Origin of the sequence: Paenarthrobacter sp. TAF1 (assembly GCF_052113825.1) — a bacterium.
GTDB lineage: Bacteria > Actinomycetota > Actinomycetes > Actinomycetales > Micrococcaceae > Arthrobacter > Arthrobacter nicotinovorans.
Genome location: NZ_JBFRDO010000004.1, coordinates 89,117 through 104,827, shown reverse-complemented (window position 1 = coordinate 104,827; position 15,711 = coordinate 89,117). Strand labels below are relative to the sequence as shown.

The window sequence follows — 15,711 nt, the reverse complement described above, 5'->3', positions numbered from 1 at the left end:
GTTATGGACTTCCTGTTGGACGTCAGCCTCGTCAGTGGCCCGTTTCTGTGGTTCAGCATCGTTTGCGGCGTGGCAGGGGCAGCCTACCTGCTGTGGCGGCGGAAGCGGTCCTGGTTTTTGCTTGTTCCCGCCTCCCTGTTGGCTTCCATCGGCCTGGTGACTTTGGTCCACTGGATCCTCGTGGACGTGCTGGCCGCGTTTTCAGAGAACCTCCCGTTCGAGACGGTGGCCTGGTCCGTCCCGGCAGTTGCGGCCGTCCTGCTCTGTACCGCACGTTTTCCGCGTAATTCCTGGAAGGGTCGCGGGTTCAGTACCCTGGCGATGCTTGGGGTCATCTTGCTCAGCGCTGTCCAAGTCAATCTGTATTTCGGGTTGAACAATACGGTGGCCGACCTCCTGGGCACCGCTGTTGCACGCATCCAACCGCTGGAGCAGAGCCTCAAGCGTTCTCCCGGTTCCACGCCCGGTCCCTTGGCTTCGGCATGGAAGGCACCTGAGTCCATGCCGTCCAACGGCATTCTGCGTAAGGCCGCGATTCCCGGATCTGTGTCGGGCTTCAGTGCCCGCGAAGCGTATATCTACTTTCCGCCGGCATATCAGACCACCCCACGGCCTGTCCTTCCCGTGCTGGTCCTTTTTTCCGGTCAACCCGGTGGCCCTGCGGACTGGTTGACGGGCGGTCAGCTGCGGGCACAAATGGACCGGTTCGCTGAAGCCCATCAGGGCATTTCACCGGTAACCGTGGTGGTGGATCCCAACGGGTCCGGCAGCGCCAACACCATGTGCATGGACAGCCGGATAGCCCCTGCAGACACATACCTTTCGAAGGACGTTCCAGCCTGGATTTCCGAGAACCTTGACGTTTCCACGGACCACAAGCAGTGGGCTGTGGGCGGATTCTCCTTCGGCGGGACGTGTGCGCTGCAAATGGGCACGGCACACCCGGACATTTTTCCATCGGTACTGGCTTTCTCGGCGGAGCGTGAGCCTGCCCTCGCCAAGGACCGCAACAAGACCATTGCGGACTCGTTCGACGGCGACGTCGCGGCTTTTGAATCCCGGACGCCTTTGGCGTTGATGGGGGAGCGCACCTTTGCCGGCAGCGGTGTGTACTTCGCCGCCGGCGCAACGGACAACGAGTTCACCAATTACATGCACGAACTGGCCCAAAGTGCCGCAAGCGCCGGTTTCCAAACCGAAGAGCACACCATCCGGAACGCTGGTCATTCCTGGGACGCCGTAGTGCGCGGAATGCCGGGTGGCCTGGACTTCCTCGCCACGCGTTGGGGGCTGCGCAAGTGAGCCTTGCTGTCAGAGGGGTCATCTTGCCTGCATTGCGGCAGGCCGCGCAGCACGTCCGGCGCACCCCTTTCACCGTCGGCGTCCTGGCGCTGTTTGTGGCGCTATCCATCATCTCCGGCAGCTTCGTCACGGGGCCTCCGGACACCTGGCTGCGGGTGGCAGGCGTCAGCCTGGCTGGTCTCAAATCGGGTGAGTGGTGGTCGATTTGGACCTCGCTCTTCTTCACGACCAACCCCTTGGCTTACGTCACTGCTGTCCTGATGATCGTCTTCCTTCTAGGGCTTGCCGAACGGCGCTTCGGCTCGTTCAAGACCGCGGCTTTATTTTTCGGCAGCCAGTTTGCCAGTGTGTCGGCATTTCTGTTGGTCACGCAGGTCGCGCAAGCCTTCGACGACGATTGGCTGGCCCGGATGGCCGAAACCCGGCTGATCGGACCCTATGCAGCAGTCCTGTCCACGTGTTTGGCGGCCAGCGCGCTCCTTCCCATGCTGTGGCAACGACGCCTGCGGACAGTGGTGCTGTCAATTTCCTTGCTCCTTGTGTTGTACGTGGGCCACGCGGAAACGGTGGTGGGCTTCCTCGGAGCCTTGATCGGTTTGGCGGCGGGCTGGTGGACCCAAAGCAGCCAGGGGCATCTCCACCTGCACAGGTCCACAGGCAGGGAAGTCCGGAACCTGCTGTCCCTGACGATGGCAATTTTTGCGGTGGGTCCTATCGTGACCGCGGCTGCGAAAAGCCCTTCGGGTCCGTTGGCCTTGCTCCGGGATGTCATCCTCAATCCGATACCTACACTGGGCCAGCTTGAGAGCAACTGCGGGGGCAGCATCGATGTCTCCTGTTTGGAGCTGGGACGCCAAGGCTACACAGGTCCCTTCGGACTGGCGTTGGCCGTGGTGCCTGTGGTGCTCCTGCTGATCTGCGCTGACGGGATGAGGCGCGGACGCCGTCTCGCGCTGGGCATCGCGGTAGGCGTGCAGGTGCTCGTGGTTGTGCTTTCGGCCATCTACCTGGGACTTTTTGCCACCATCCCAAGGCCACAGGGCCGTCCGCATTCAGGGATGATGAGCTCGGCCGTAGTGCACCTCATCCCGCTGGTGCTGGTGCCCCTGATTCTCGCTGTGCTGTTGTTCGCCTATCGGGGACACTTCCGTGTTGTCTCCGCGCACCGTCTCCGGCGCAGGGTGTTCTGGTCTGTTGGCCTGACCGGCGCCGGGCTTGGTCTCGCCTATTGCATCGTGTGGTTTTCCTCCGGGGGCATGTCACGGGACGGTGGCCTCCTCGGCTTGGCTTCGGAGCTTGCCAGGCAATATCTTCCTGTTCCGCTTCCGGGGGCTTACCGGAAGGTCTTCGCCGAGCGTGACGTGCTGGAAGTGTTCCTGTTCTCCTATTCCGGCACTGTCTTCTGGCTGGTCGCGCTGGTTGGGGTATGGGTCCTTTTCATCCGAGGGAACCATACGGGAGGCCGTGACCACGAGGCGCGTTGGCAAGCCCGTCACCTAGTGAAGTCCGGGGGCGACTCATTGTCGTGGATGGCGCTGTGGGAGCCGAACAAGTACTGGTTCGCACCGGACGGGACCGGGGGAGTGGCCTACCAGCAACACGGGCACGTGGCCCTGACGATGGCCGGTCCTTTCGGGCCGGCCGGGAAGCATGTGGAAACAGCCGGCGGCTTCCTGGAGTACTGCTCGCAGCATGCTCTGATCCCCTGCCTTTATTCCTGCACCGATGAGCTGTGGCCCATGCTGGAGGCACGGGGCTTCCGCCGGGTGGCGGTCGCCCAGGAAACCCGGTTGCGGATCAGGGGCCTGGAATTCCGCGGCAAGGAATGGCAGAACGTCCGGACCTCCCTGAACCGAGCGGCGAAGTTGGGCATTTCGGCACGCTGGAGCAGGTTCTCTGAGCTGCCCAATGGCATACGCACGCAGATCAGTGAGGTGTCCGAGGAATGGGCGGCCCAAAAGAAGATCCCGGAAATGGGCTTCACATTGGGAGGCCTGGATGAGCTCGAGGACGATGAGGTCCTCTGCGGCGTAGCGGTGGATGACGCCGGCCATGTCCATGGCGTAACCAGTTGGCTGCCGGTTTTCGAAGACGGGAAGATCGTCAGCTGGACTCTGGACTTCATGCGACGGCGCGGCGATGCCTTCCCCGGGGTGATGGAATTCCTCATCGCCTCGGCTGTCCTCCACTTGCGCGATTCAGTGGAAGTCATCTCCCTGTCGGGCTCGCCGCTTGCCCGGGAAAAGGGTGAGATCGAACAGCAGGCCAAAGGCCTGGCGGGTCTGCTGGATGTCGTGGGTCAGGCATTGGAGCCCGTTTATGGGTTTCGGTCCCTTGCGTCCTTTAAGTCACGATTCCAACCTGAGTACCGGACGCTGTACATGTATTACCAGGACCCGCTGCACCTGCCGGCAATGGGACGGGCACTCAGCCGGGCATACCTTCCCGGGCTGTCGGTTCGACATTCCGCCAGGCTGCTCCGGACATTGGTTGGTTGAATTGTCAATCCTTTTATCGTTGCCCTTTCTTCGCTTTCTTCACGTTTAGTAACAGTCACTGTCGTAATGGGACCCCGCGGCGGGCTATTGAACTGCCTTATGCCGTTGAACCCGGATTTAAACAGGTTGGCCCCGGCTCGAAAGCCAGGGCCAACCTGTTTGTCGTTTCTGCGGGAAGCAGAAATCAACGGTTAAGACTAGACGACGGTAACGCCGGTGGCCTGGGGGCCCTTGGCGCCCTGGCCGATCTCGAACTGAACGCGCTGGTTCTCATCGAGGGTCTTGAAACCACCGGTCTGGATCTCGGAGTAGTGAACGAAAACGTCCCCATCCGAGTCGTCCGGGGTGATGAAGCCGAAGCCCTTTTCAGCGTTGAACCACTTTACGGTTCCCAGTGCCATGTATATCTCCTCATTATGGAACTTCAGTCCGATACACTTCGTACCGGCCTTGTTACTCCGCGAGAAGACCTGAATTCCTCCCAGGCGGACCTGGTCGGATTCGCAGGAGCTTCACGCTCGCAACTCGTCTTGCGAGCATGAAAACCACCTACACAAAGACTGCTACAACACTTTCATGTGCTCTGCCGGAGGTCAACGGTCTTTAGGCGTATTTGAGAAAAATTTAGGTAAAAAGAAGGTAACGCATGGTTGCCTGCAATTACCCCTGACTTCTCTAAGACAACCATTGCCCGTTGCGCATCACACGGGTCAGTTCAAGGTCCTCATTGGTGACAACAACATCGGCACGCAGTCCGCGCCGCAGCCCGCCAATTTCATCCGAAAGGCCCAGGACCGCGGCCGGCACTGCGGTGGCGGAACAGACGACATCAGGAAGGGCGACGCCGGCGGCCACCGTTTTGCGGACAACGTCCAGGAGCGTAGCGGTGCCCCCCGCGATCGAACCGGTGGCATCGAGCGTGGCTACGCCGCTGCTGACCGTGACCGGGGACGGGCCAAGCATGTAGCTGCCGTCGGAAAGGCCGGCCGCCGCCATGGAGTCGGTCACCAGGACAACGTTGGCCGCACCGACCAGCTGGAAGACGGTGGCCACCATGCTGGGGGCCAGATGCGTCCCATCGGCGATCAGTTCGACCACGGCTTTGCCCTCCTGCGCCATGCGAAGGCACGCAGCCACGGGTCCTGGCGCGCGGTGATGCATCGGAGGCATCCCATTGAAAAGGTGGGTGACGGTCGGGAGTGAACTCACGCCGTCGAAACCTGCCGACTCAAGCCCTTCGCGGGCGGCGGCCAACGACGCCGTGGCGGTGGCGTCGTCACAGTCCGTATGCCCCAAGGAAGGCGTCACGCCATGGGAAGTCATGAGGTCCACCAGTGCGGCCGCGCCGGGGAGTTCCGGGGCGTATGTCATGGTGGCGAGCTTGCCGGCCGCAGCGGCCACCAACTCATCCATGAGTTCCAGGTCCGGCTCGAGCAGGTAGTCCGGGTTCTGGGCTCCGCAGCGCGCGTGGGAGAGGAACGGACCCTCGAGATGGATTCCGGCGACCAACCCTTCCTCTGCGAGCTTCACGAAAAGCTCGATGCCACGCAGGAGGTCCTCCCGTGGAGCGGTGACCATGCTGGCAAGGAAAGTGGTGGTTCCCGAACGGTGCAGGAACTCGATTGCCTTGCGGGCCGCCACTTCCTCGCCGCTCGGAAAGTCGCCGCCGTTGCCGCCGTGGCAGTGGACGTCAACCAGTCCGGGAATGAGGTAGCTGCCGCTGGGAACTCCCAGGCGGATGGCCCCTTCGAAACCTTCGAAGGCTTCCTGGTCAAAGGCATCAGCAGGGCCGGCGTAGGCAATCCGGTCCCCGTCGATGGCCAGCAGGCCGTCTTCCACCACCTCGCCGTCGCTGACCAGCGTTCCTTTGATGATCTGGTGGCTTGGCGCGGACGATGTGGCAAAACGGGTTGCGGCAGTCATGTTCCGATTCTAGTGGCCCGGGGCACACTCAGCCCGAGGCGTCCTCAGAAGAGGCGGGACTCGCTGTCATCCACACCGCGCATGGCGTCATAATCGAGCGTCACGCAATCGATGCCGCGGTCATTGGCGAGGACTTTCGCCTGCGGCTTGATTTGCTGGGCGGCGAAAATGCCACGGACCGGTGCCAGCAAAGGATCCCGGTTGAGCAATTCCAGGTACCGGGTGAGCTGCTCAACGCCGTCGATGTCGCCGCGGCGTTTGAGTTCGACGGCGACTGTGGCGCCGGAGGCGTCGCGGGCAAGGATGTCCACGGGGCCGATCGCCGTGAAGTATTCGCGGCGGATCAGCGAGTAACCGGCACCGAGGGTCTCGATCTGTTCGGCCAGGAGGCGCTGCAGGTCCGCTTCGACTCCATCCTTGATCAGTCCCGGGTCGGTTCCCAGGTCATGAGAGGTGTCGTGGAGTTGTTCGTAGATATTGATGATGAGGCGGTCATCGGTCTTGGCTGACTGCACCGTCCATTGCTCCACTACTCCCTCTTCCACCTCGGTTTCCTCGGGGGTGGTCACCCGCAGTGTGGCAGGCGGGCTCATCCAGTTCAGCGGCTTGTAGGAGCCGCCGTCGGAGTGCACCAGCACCGAGCCGTCCGCCTTGACCAGCAATAGCCGGGTGGCGAGGGGGAGGTGGGCCTTCAGGCGGCCAACGTAATCAACAGAACAACGGGCTATGACGAGTCGCACCCGCCCCACATTACCGCGTATGCCCGGTTGCCTGGGGCAGAATGGAGGTATGCCCCGCTCCAACCGTCCCCGCCGCAACGCGTCCGGCCCACGTCCCGGCAGTGGAGGAGGCAAATGGGCGGAACCGGTGCCGGAGCTCGATCTTGAGCGGGCCAGGGCGGGGATCGCCCGGCGCGAAAGTGCTCCGGATGGTGACTGGATGGTGCGGACCATGACGGCCAGGAAGGCGGAAAAGCAGTACATCTGCCCGGGTTGTTCAACGGCGATCCTGCCGGGAATCGCCCACCTGGTGGTGTGGTCCGACAACCACCTCTTCGGCCAGGCCGCGGGGTTGGCTGAGCGCCGCCACTGGCACACCAATTGCTGGACTACCCGGACGTACCGCTACCGCTGATGCGCTTAGGCTTGGATGCATGACTTTCGATCCCGCCTCGTTCGTTTTCACCCCACAGGACGCGCCATCGGAGATCCGTGCCTCAACGGTTCTTCCCGCCAAACGCGAGAATGTGGCATTCACCACCGAGGACGGCAAGGTCCTGCTGGGCGAGCTCGCCCTGCCGGAATCAGGGGAGGTCACGGCCACGCTGATAACGCTGCATCCGTTGCCGACGCACGGTGGCTTCATGGATTCCCACGTCTACCGCAAGGCTTCCTACAGGCTTCCTGCCTTGGCTGGCGTCGCGGTGCTTCGCTTCAACACCCGTGGCACATCATCTCCGCGCGGGACAAGTGAGGGACAGTTCGAAGAAGGCGTAGGTGAGCGGTACGACGTCGAGGCGGCTGTGCGTTTCGCCGTCGAACGCGGCCTGCCGAACCGCTGGCTGGTGGGGTGGTCTTTCGGGACGGAACTGGCGCTGATGTATGGAGCGGTGGAGCCGGTGGCAAGCCGGATCGAAGGCGCGGTTCTGTTGTCCCCGCCGCTGCATCGGGCCACGGATGTGCACCTCAAGGAATGGGCGGAGTCCGGCAAGCCGCTGACGGTCCTGGTGCCTGAGCATGATGACTACCTGCAGCCGGAAGAGGCTGCCGGCCGGTTCAGCCTGGTGCCGCAGGCCCGGGTTGTTGGCGTCGACGGAGCCAAGCACCTTTGGGTGGGCGAAAAGTACGCGGCGCGCGTCCTTGATGAGATCGTCGACGACGTCACGCCGGCGGGTGCCGGCGCACAGGGACTGCCGCGTGAGTGGGCGGGGTCGGTGGCCAATGCCTGATCCGGTGGCCAATGCCTGATCCGGTGGCGAGTGCCTGATCCGGCTGGTTCGTGGCGAACATCCCGGACATGAAGAAGCCCCTGAACCAAACGGTTCAGGGGCTTCTTCATGGGCACATCAGGACCGTCAGTGCCGGTCCTGGCGGACAATGAAGACTTCCTTGATGAGCAGCATGATGGCGGCCGCGGTGGGAATGGCAATCAGTGCGCCCAGGACGCCCAGCAAACTGCCGCCGGCAATAACGGAGATGACGGCCACCGCGCCCGGCACTGCGACCGCGCGCTGCATGATGCGCGGCGAGATGAAGTAGGCCTCGAACTGGAGGTAGGCGAAATAGGCGATCGCGTAGACAACGGCCGTCTGCCACCCTGCGGTGAGGGCCACGAGGATTACAACGACGGCGGCGATCATGCCGCCCACGAGCGGGATAAAGGCGAGCAGCGCCACGACGAATGCCAGCAGGACGCTGAAGGGAATCCCCAGGATGGTCATCACGATGAAGGCGAAGATGGCGTTCAAGAGGGCGACGCAGGCCTGGCCGATCACGTAGTTGCCCACGGAATCCGTGATGGCTTCGGACAAGGCTTCCACGCGTGGGCGGCGGGATCGGGGTGCCAGCCGGTAGGCCCACTTCTTCATGGAGGGCAGGGCTGCCAGGAAGTACAGGCTCAGGACCAGGACAATGAGGGAACCGAAGAGGCCGTTGGCCACGGTGGAACCGAAACCAACAACACCGCCAAAGATGCCGCCCATGGCTTCGGGGTCCTTGACGAACTTGTCCAGTTCGGTGGTGATCCGGTCGCGAACGCCGAACTGGCTGTCCACGTTGCGGAAGAAGTCCGAGTCGAGGAAGCCGCGGATCCAATCCGGGGCCTGCCGCACGATTTCGGACACCTGCTCAACGATGGTGGGAATCAGGGTCGCAAAGAAGCCTGCAACAGCAAGTACCAGGGCGGAGACAGAGATCAGGATGCCTGCCGGGCGCGGTACTTTGTGGGACTCCAGCCAGCGCACCACGGGGTCAAGGCCCAACGCAATGAAGAGGGCGGCCACGATCCACAGGATCAGCTGGGTGGTGTTGCTTGCGATATAGAACACCGCAAGGGCGACTCCCACGCCTGCCGTTCCCATGAAACCGACGTAAAGAGGGTGCTGCGACGACATCCGGGGGCCGGGCGCGCCAAAGCCGTGATCGTCTTCCGGGCGGAAGCCGTCCTGATCGCCCGTTCCGTCGTCTTCCGGCGGCATCTCGAAGCGGACACGGGTGCGCGCGCCGGGGATGGGCTGCCTGAGCCTGCGGCTGATGGCGGCGAGCCGCCCGGTCCGGACGGGAACCGAGGCTGACGGCGCGTCCGATGACGCGTTCACCGCGGCTGACCCGGGCTCATCGTCGGGACGGGACTCCATGTGGTCTTTCACGCGCTTGTACAGCCTTTTCGTTGGTGGTGCAGGGTCAATTCAGGCAGTTATGGGCCCGGATATCATGATCATCGCCACACTATCAGGACCGCGGAATCGGGCCACAGCGGCGCCACGGCAGGCTTTTTCGGGTGTCGCCGGGATCACCCCGATCTGACTCCTTGATAACAAAACGGTTACCCTTGAAGTTCAACGACCGCTGATGATAGGTGATCCTGTGCGTTTGAAGACTGCAGCCTTGCTGGTGCTGCTGGGCCTGCTGACGATGTTGGCCGGCATTGGCCAGCTGACTTTCTGGGCCCCCGCTGAGACGGTGACGGCTTCGGTTCCCAGCGATACCAAAGCTGCCCCGCTGACCGTGATCGATCAAAAACTCATTGACCTGCATGAGGGGCCGGTGAAGATCAAGATCCAGGGCGAAGGCAACTACATGATTGCCACTGGCCGCCCCGACGACGTCAACGCCTGGGTAGGTAAGACCGCCCACACCACGCTGACCGGCGTCTCGGCAGACCAGAAGTCACTCGAAGCGACGTCCGCCGATGGTGAGGCCACTGCGCCGTCCCCGGCAGGTTCCGATCTCTGGGTCAGCACTGAAGACGCGAGCGGCGATTACGAATACACGTGGAACCCGCCCGCTGACGGCGAGTGGTCCTTGCTGGTGGCTGCCGACGGAACCAAGCCTGCCCCGTCTGCCATCTCCATGACCTTCCCGAACAAGGAAACCACCCCTTGGGCTGTGCCCCTGATTGTTCTGGGCATCATCATCATCCTGGTTGGCGCGGCGCTGCCGTTCATTGCCAAGGCTCTGGGCAGTCGTCGTAAAGACGGCGAAGGAGACGGGCCGCAGGGCGGCGAAGCAACCACCACCCTGCCCGTACAGTCGCCCACCGGCGATGAGGCCCGCCGTCGTACTGGTGGAGTCGAAGGTCCGGCGTTGCGCGTCACTGCCGTCGCAGCCGCCTTGGCCGCCGTCATGGTCGGCGGGTCCGCTGTGGCCGCCCAAGCCACCACCTCACCGAATGCCACCTCCACCGCGTCGGCTTCCTCACCAGCTGAGGGCGACGGCGGAACACCGGTGATGCTCGAATCGCAGCTCCAGCGCATCCTGGAGCAGGTAGCCAGCACTGTGGACGCAGCCGATGCCGCGAAGGATGCTGCCAAGCTGGCCCCGCGCGTCGACAAAATGGAACTCCAGATCCGCACCCAGAACTACAAGATCCGGTCCACCGTTTCGGCCTATGAACCGCGCATGCCTGTCCGGGCCACCAAGCTCGAGAGCAGCGTCATCAGCACCAAGAAGGACTGGCCCAGGACCGTATATGCCCTGACCCAGGGTGAAGGAAACGTCGTTCCGCAGGTCCTCACGCTCGTTCAGCTTTCTCCGCGTGAGAACTACAAGCTGTGGGGCACCGCGCCACTCCAGCCGGGCACCAACTTCCCGTCCTTCCCGGTGGCCCGCAAGGGCACTACGCCAGTGCCTGCCAGCGACAGCACCGGCCTGGCCTACAGCGGCAACCAGGCGTTGGAAATCCTGAGTGAGATGCTGACGAACCCGGATTCGCCAAACCGGAGCAAGCTCGCCGATGGCCAGTCGTCCCCGTATATCGCCGGGGCCCTTGCCTACCAGGCGGACACCGTGAAGAACGGCACCAGCGCCAACTTCAAGTTCACCCACACTCCGGTGCCAAACCAGACTGTGGTGCTGAAGACCGCTGACGGGGGAGCATTGGTAGTGGGACGCCTGGACTTCGCGTTCGAGGGAACTCCCAAGGCGGCGGGCGACAAGCTCCTGCTTGAGGACGACTCCGCCGTATTCGCCGGTGGCAAGGAAACCACCACCGGCATGGTCCTGAACTTCGCCGAGTCCGTGGCCGTGTACATCCCGCCTGCGGGATCATCCGATCCCATGAAGCTCGTGGCCGCTACCCGCGGTCTGGTTGGAGCCAGCTTCAAGTAGCCCGACCAGCAGGTAGGCAGCGGCTAGAGTGGACGGTATGAGTTCGCCCGGATACCGACCCACTCCAGCCGCTGCCAACCAGCTCAACCTGCGCGGCGCCGTCGACCTCTCGTCGTTGCGCCGCCCGACCCCGCCACAGGGGCCTCCTGCCCCCGCGGACGGGGAGACACCCCAAGGGGGTGAGGCCGGCAAAGCCCCGCTCCGTGTGGATGCAACAGAAACAAACTTCCAGGACCTGGTGCAGTTGTCCGCCCAGATTCCCGTACTGTTCCTTCTCTGGTCCCGGTACGCCCCCGAATCGCCCGCTGTCCTGGACACTGCCCAGCAGGTCGTTGAAAGCTATGGCGGACGGCTGGTGCTTGCCGCCGCTGACGTAGATGCCTTCCCTCAACTGGCCCAGGCCTTCCAGGTAGAAGCCGTCCCGACCGCCGTCGCCGTGATCAAAGGCCAGCCTGTTCCGTTGTTCCAAGGCCCGGCGGATGACGCGCAAATCCGGAACCTCGTCGATGAACTGCTCAAGGTGGCGGCCGCGAATGGTGTCACCGGAAGCATCGGCGACGCCCCGCAGGCTGACGATGCCGAACCCGCACCCCTCCCGCCGCTGCACCAGGCCGCCGTCGATGCCATCGAAGCCGGTGACTACGACGCCGCTGTAGCGGCCTACAAGCATGCGCTCCTTGAACAGCCGGCTGATGCTGAGGCAAAAGCGGGCCTGGCACAGGTTGAGTTGATGGCAAGGCTGGAGAAACTCACCGCCCCCGAGGCAGAAGCCCTCCGCGACCGTGCCGCCCAGGAGCCCGATGATGTCGAGGCGCAACTGGGCGTCGCTGACCTTGACATCTCAGGTGGCCACATCGAGGACGGCTTCAACCGGATCATCAGCTTCATCGGCAGGAACTTCGGTCCCGAGCGGGAGACTGCCCGTCTGCGGCTCTTGGAGCTCTTCGAGGTTGTGGGAATCAAGGACGACCGCGTGGCCAAGGCCCGGCAGGGATTGGCGAGGGTCCTCTTCTAGTGGGATCGGCGCTGTTTTCTCCGCTCACCTTGCGTTCGCTGACCATCCCGCACCGGGGTTGGGTCTCGCCGATGTGCCAGTACAGCTGCCATCCGGAGACTGGTGAGGGGGTTCCGAACGACTGGCACCTGATGCACTTGGGTTCCTTCGCCGCCGGAGGCGCTGCGCTGATCATGAGTGAGGCGGCGGCTGTCAACCCGGTGGGCAGGATCAGCCCGTTGGATGCCGGCCTCTATTCGGATGAACAGGCTGCCGCTTGGGAACGGATCGTGCAGTTCGTGCACAGGCACGGCGCCGTGGACTGCAGGATCGGTGCCCAGCTGGCGCACGCAGGGCGGAAGGCCTCCACTTACTGGCCGTTCGCGGAACGTTCGGGTTCGGTCCCGGTGGACGACGGCGGCTGGTCGACAGTCGGTCCAACGAACCAGGCCTATGACGGCTATGCGGCGCCGGCGGCCATGAGCGAAGAGGACATCCAGGGTGTCGTGTCCGACTTTGCCGCAGCGGCCGCCCGGGCTGTGGCCGTTGGCTTCGACACTGTCGAAATCCACGGCGCCCATGGGTATCTTCTGCATCAGTTCCAGAGCCCGCTCATCAACACCCGTACGGACCGCTGGGGTGGAAACGAGGAGGGCCGGAACCGGCTCATGCTCTCAGTGGTGGAGGCTGTCCGGGAAGTCATCCCCGATTCGATGCCTCTTCTCCTGCGCATCTCGGCCTCCGACTGGGCCGACGGCGGCGTGGAGGTGGGAGACTCGACCAGGCTGGCACGCGCTGCGGCAGAACGGGGCGTTGACCTGGTGGATGTCTCCAGCGGAGGGGCGGTTGCGCATCAGAAGATCCGCTCGGTACCCGGCTACCAGGCCGGGTTCGCCGAGCAGGTAAAGCGCGACGCCGGTGTGCCCACCGCCGCGGTGGGGCTGCTGACAAGTCCAACCCAAGTGGAGGACATCGTGGCCAACGGCAGGGCTGATGCCGTATTCATGGCGCGTGCGGCGCTCCGCGATCCGCATTGGTGGCTCCGGGCTGCCTACGGGCTTGGCTACGATCTGCCCTGGGTTCCGCAGTACCAGCGGGCCGTGCCCCGCCACGGCTTCTAGAACCCCGGCGCGCCTCTGCCCACGAGGTTAGGCTGGTCACATGACGGAACCACGCCATGAATCCATGCCCATATCCACGCCCGCCCAGGCATCCGAGTCCCCGCCCGCGGCTTCCACGCCCGACGCCGCTGCATCAACGCGGCCGGCACAACCGCCGCAGACACCAGGTGAGCCGCCCTTGGCTGCCTTGTCCATCAGGGGGCTGGCCAAGAGATTCGGCGAGAAGATCGCCGTCGACGGAGTCAGTCTGGAAGTACCCGCGGGCTCGTTCTACGGAATGGTCGGACCCAATGGGGCCGGCAAGACCACCACGCTGTCCATGGCCACAGGCTTGCTGCGTCCTGACTTCGGCACCGCATTGGTCCACGGAGTCGATGTCTGGGCCCAACCATTGGCCGCCAAGAAGCTCATGGGCGTCCTGCCCGATGGCGTCCGCCTGTTCGACCGCCTGACCGGCGAACAATTGGTCACATATTCCGGCCTCCTGCGGGGCATGGATCGTGACGTAGTGGGCACGAGGGTTTCGGAGCTGTTGGCGGCCCTTGACCTCGAAGCCGATGCCGGCTCCCTTGTGGTCGACTACTCGGCCGGCATGACCAAGAAGATTGCCCTGGCATCGGCGCTGATCCATGCGCCGCGGCTGCTGGTGCTGGACGAGCCGTTCGAGTCGGTGGATCCGGTGTCGGCGGCCAACATCCGGGGCATCCTGGAAAGCTATGTAGCGTCCGGGGGCACTGTCATCGTCTCGAGCCACGTGATGGATCTCGTGCAGCGCATGTGCAGCCACGTCGCGGTAGTTGCCGGTGGCCGGGTCCTGGCCGCAGGCTCTGTTGATGAGGTCCGCAACGGTTCGACCCTGGAGGAACGCTTCGTCCAGTTGGTAGGCGGCGGACACCGGACGGAGGGGCTGGAATGGTTGCGCACCTTCTAAGCCTGAAGTGGCGCCTGCTTCTTAACGGGTTCAAGCGGAGCCCATGGCAGTTGGTCGGTATGGCGTTGGGATTGCTCTACGCCTTGGGAATGCTGGTCCTCCTTGTTGGAGGCCTTATAGCGCTGCGGTGGGCCGATCCGGAGATCGCCCACACCGTGGTGGTATTGGGTGGAGTGGCCACTGTCCTGGGCTGGGCGATCATCCCTCTGGTAGCGTCCGCAGCCGACATGACACTGGATCCCGCACGTTTCACCACGTTCGCGATCCCGTCCCGGCAGCTCCTGACCGGTTTGGCTCTTGCCGGATTCATTGGCATCCCCGGCCTGGCAACGTTGATTGCGGCCCTGGGAACGGTAGGGACCTGGTGGCGGAGCGCTCCGTCTGTGGTGGGCGCCTTGCTGGGTGCCGTCCTGGGAGCGCTGACCTGCATCGTGTTGTCAAAGGTGGTGACTACGGCTACCGCCGGCCTTTCGGCCTCACGGCGGTTCAAGGACATCAGCAGCATCATCGTTTTCATCCCCCTGGTCCTGCTGGGACCCATCATGATGGGAATCGTAGAGGGTGTCCGCAACACTTCGGATTACCTTCCCGGGCTCGCCCGTACCCTGTCGTGGACACCCCTCGGTGCAGCGTGGTCGCTCGGCGGGGACCTCGAAGCAGGGGAGTGGGCAGCCGCCGGACTGAAGGTTTTGATTGCGCTGGCCACCATCGGCGCACTGCTGCTGTGCTGGCACTTGCTTCTTCGGCGCGCGCTGGTGACTCCCACCTACTCGGGAGGCTCAGCCCGGAAGGGCGGGAAGCTTGGTCTCTTCGGCACGCTTCCCGGCACTCCTACGGGTGCGGTTATGGCGCGTGCCTTGGTCTATTGGATGAAGGATCCGAGGTATGCGGCATCGTTGGTCATCGTTCCGCTGTTCCCCGTCCTCTTCTTCTTCGGCAGTTCGCAGAGCGGCAGCTACGGGTTGTTCATGATTCTTGGACCGTTGACGGCTTTTACCATGGCCTGGTCCATCTGTGCAGATGTTTCCTACGACAACACCGCTTTCGCGTTGCACCTGGCCGCGGGTGTCCGGGGAATCGATGACCGGTTGGGCCGCGCCTTGGCATGCCTGGTCATCTCACTTCCCGTGGTGCTGGTCTTTACCGTGGGACCGTTGTTCCTCACCGGGGACTGGCAGTGGCTGCCCAACCTTTTGGGATTGTCGCTCGGAACGCTGCTCACGGGGCTGGGACTCTCCTCCGTGATCTCGGCCCGGTATAACATTGCCGTACCCTTGCCTGGCGACAGCCCCTTCAAGAAGCCTCCGGGAAACGTTGCCCAGACATTGCTTGTCCAGGGAGCCGGGATGGCAGTCCTGGCTCTGCTCCTCATTCCGGAACTCGCCTTGGTGGCCGTCCAGGCCTTCAGCGGCGGTCCTGAAGCAGGTTGGATCAATCTCGCGGTTGGTCCTTTGCTGGGCCTGGCTCTTTTCGTGGTGGGCGTTCGCCTCGGGGGGAAGTGGCTCGACGCGCGCGGACCGGAGATGTTTGCCGAGCTCAGCGTTAACCGCTGATTCCGTAATAACCGTGATTGCCGTGGCCTATAGATGGGACATGGGATAACCTCTGTGACAGA

Annotated in this window: 13 protein-coding genes; 9 read left to right on the top strand and 4 right to left on the bottom strand. The window is 63.5% G+C overall.

Annotation, left to right across the window (positions count from 1 at the left end):
• Positions 1 to 3: 3 nt before the first annotated feature.
• On the top strand, positions 4 to 1,302 hold the full coding sequence (locus tag AB4Y81_RS06725; RefSeq protein WP_039242042.1) for an alpha/beta hydrolase-fold protein: 1,299 nt from the start codon (positions 4 to 6) through the stop codon (positions 1,300 to 1,302).
• Positions 1,284 to 3,800 (top strand): phosphatidylglycerol lysyltransferase domain-containing protein, encoded by a 2,517-nt coding sequence (locus tag AB4Y81_RS06720; protein WP_431229394.1) that lies wholly within the window; start codon positions 1,284 to 1,286, stop codon positions 3,798 to 3,800. The genes AB4Y81_RS06725 and AB4Y81_RS06720 overlap by 19 nt, the downstream gene beginning before the upstream one ends.
• A gap of 197 nt (positions 3,801 to 3,997) precedes the next feature.
• Here the strand turns inward: AB4Y81_RS06720 and AB4Y81_RS06715 are convergent, their stop codons facing one another.
• The 3 genes from AB4Y81_RS06715 to nucS form a co-directional block, all read right to left on the bottom strand.
• Positions 3,998 to 4,201: a cold-shock protein gene (locus AB4Y81_RS06715; RefSeq protein WP_018776337.1), complete on the bottom strand. Its 204-nt coding sequence runs from the start codon at positions 4,199 to 4,201 to the stop codon at positions 3,998 to 4,000.
• A gap of 274 nt (positions 4,202 to 4,475) precedes the next feature.
• Entirely contained in the window at positions 4,476 to 5,723 is a 1,248-nt protein-coding gene (locus AB4Y81_RS06710) for an N-acetylglucosamine-6-phosphate deacetylase (RefSeq protein WP_039242039.1), read from the bottom strand.
• 44 nt (positions 5,724 to 5,767) lie between these two features.
• Positions 5,768 to 6,463: an endonuclease NucS gene (gene nucS / locus AB4Y81_RS06705; RefSeq protein WP_018776335.1), complete on the bottom strand. Its 696-nt coding sequence runs from the start codon at positions 6,461 to 6,463 to the stop codon at positions 5,768 to 5,770.
• A gap of 49 nt (positions 6,464 to 6,512) precedes the next feature.
• Here nucS and AB4Y81_RS06700 point away from each other — a divergent pair, with 49 nt between their 5' ends.
• Positions 6,513 to 6,857, top strand: coding sequence for a hypothetical protein (locus tag AB4Y81_RS06700; protein ID WP_018776334.1), 345 nt, complete (start codon positions 6,513 to 6,515; stop codon positions 6,855 to 6,857).
• 19 nt (positions 6,858 to 6,876) lie between these two features.
• Positions 6,877 to 7,671, top strand: a complete 795-nt coding sequence (locus AB4Y81_RS06695; RefSeq protein WP_431229393.1) for an alpha/beta hydrolase — start codon at positions 6,877 to 6,879, stop codon at positions 7,669 to 7,671.
• Between the two features lie 126 nt (positions 7,672 to 7,797).
• On the opposite strand, the gene AB4Y81_RS06690 is transcribed toward AB4Y81_RS06695, so the two are convergent.
• A complete protein-coding gene (locus AB4Y81_RS06690; RefSeq protein ID WP_026266926.1) occupies positions 7,798 to 9,090 on the bottom strand; it encodes an AI-2E family transporter in 1,293 nt (430 codons plus the stop codon).
• Positions 9,091 to 9,292: 202 nt separating this feature from the next.
• Here AB4Y81_RS06690 and AB4Y81_RS06685 point away from each other — a divergent pair, with 202 nt between their 5' ends.
• The 5 genes from AB4Y81_RS06685 to AB4Y81_RS06665 are packed head-to-tail and all read left to right on the top strand — an operon-like array spanning position 9,293 to position 15,649.
• Positions 9,293 to 11,050, top strand: a complete 1,758-nt coding sequence (locus AB4Y81_RS06685) for a hypothetical protein (protein ID WP_018776331.1) — start codon at positions 9,293 to 9,295, stop codon at positions 11,048 to 11,050.
• A gap of 37 nt (positions 11,051 to 11,087) precedes the next feature.
• The gene (locus AB4Y81_RS06680) at positions 11,088 to 12,065 is read left to right on the top strand and encodes a tetratricopeptide repeat protein (RefSeq protein WP_431229391.1); all 978 of its coding nucleotides are present in this window, start codon (positions 11,088 to 11,090) and stop codon (positions 12,063 to 12,065) included.
• Positions 12,065 to 13,165 (top strand): NADH:flavin oxidoreductase/NADH oxidase, encoded by a 1,101-nt coding sequence (locus AB4Y81_RS06675; RefSeq protein WP_441995568.1) that lies wholly within the window; start codon positions 12,065 to 12,067, stop codon positions 13,163 to 13,165. The genes AB4Y81_RS06680 and AB4Y81_RS06675 overlap by 1 nt, the downstream gene beginning before the upstream one ends.
• A 40-nt stretch (positions 13,166 to 13,205) precedes the next feature.
• The gene (locus tag AB4Y81_RS06670; protein WP_039242033.1) at positions 13,206 to 14,096 is read left to right on the top strand and encodes an ABC transporter ATP-binding protein; all 891 of its coding nucleotides are present in this window, start codon (positions 13,206 to 13,208) and stop codon (positions 14,094 to 14,096) included.
• On the top strand, positions 14,078 to 15,649 hold the full coding sequence (locus tag AB4Y81_RS06665; RefSeq protein WP_026266924.1) for a hypothetical protein: 1,572 nt from the start codon (positions 14,078 to 14,080) through the stop codon (positions 15,647 to 15,649). Before AB4Y81_RS06670 ends, AB4Y81_RS06665 begins: the two co-directional genes overlap by 19 nt.
• Positions 15,650 to 15,711 lie beyond the last annotated feature (62 nt).

What these genes read in the sequence shown, in the direction of transcription:
- AB4Y81_RS06725 (WP_039242042.1), top strand. Translation starts at nt 4, where the DNA reads ATGGACTTCCTGTTGGACGTCAGCCTCGTCAGTGGCCCGTTTCTGTGG.
- AB4Y81_RS06715 (WP_018776337.1), bottom strand. Translation starts at nt 4,201, where the DNA reads ATGGCACTGGGAACCGTAAAGTGGTTCAACGCTGAAAAGGGCTTCGGC.
- AB4Y81_RS06710 (WP_039242039.1), bottom strand. Translation starts at nt 5,723, where the DNA reads ATGACTGCCGCAACCCGTTTTGCCACATCGTCCGCGCCAAGCCACCAG.
- AB4Y81_RS06700 (WP_018776334.1), top strand. Translation starts at nt 6,513, where the DNA reads ATGCCCCGCTCCAACCGTCCCCGCCGCAACGCGTCCGGCCCACGTCCC.
- AB4Y81_RS06695 (WP_431229393.1), top strand. Translation starts at nt 6,877, where the DNA reads ATGACTTTCGATCCCGCCTCGTTCGTTTTCACCCCACAGGACGCGCCA.
- AB4Y81_RS06685 (WP_018776331.1), top strand. Translation starts at nt 9,293, where the DNA reads ATGATAGGTGATCCTGTGCGTTTGAAGACTGCAGCCTTGCTGGTGCTG.
- AB4Y81_RS06680 (WP_431229391.1), top strand. Translation starts at nt 11,088, where the DNA reads ATGAGTTCGCCCGGATACCGACCCACTCCAGCCGCTGCCAACCAGCTC.
- AB4Y81_RS06670 (WP_039242033.1), top strand. Translation starts at nt 13,206, where the DNA reads ATGACGGAACCACGCCATGAATCCATGCCCATATCCACGCCCGCCCAG.
- AB4Y81_RS06665 (WP_026266924.1), top strand. Translation starts at nt 14,078, where the DNA reads ATGGTTGCGCACCTTCTAAGCCTGAAGTGGCGCCTGCTTCTTAACGGG.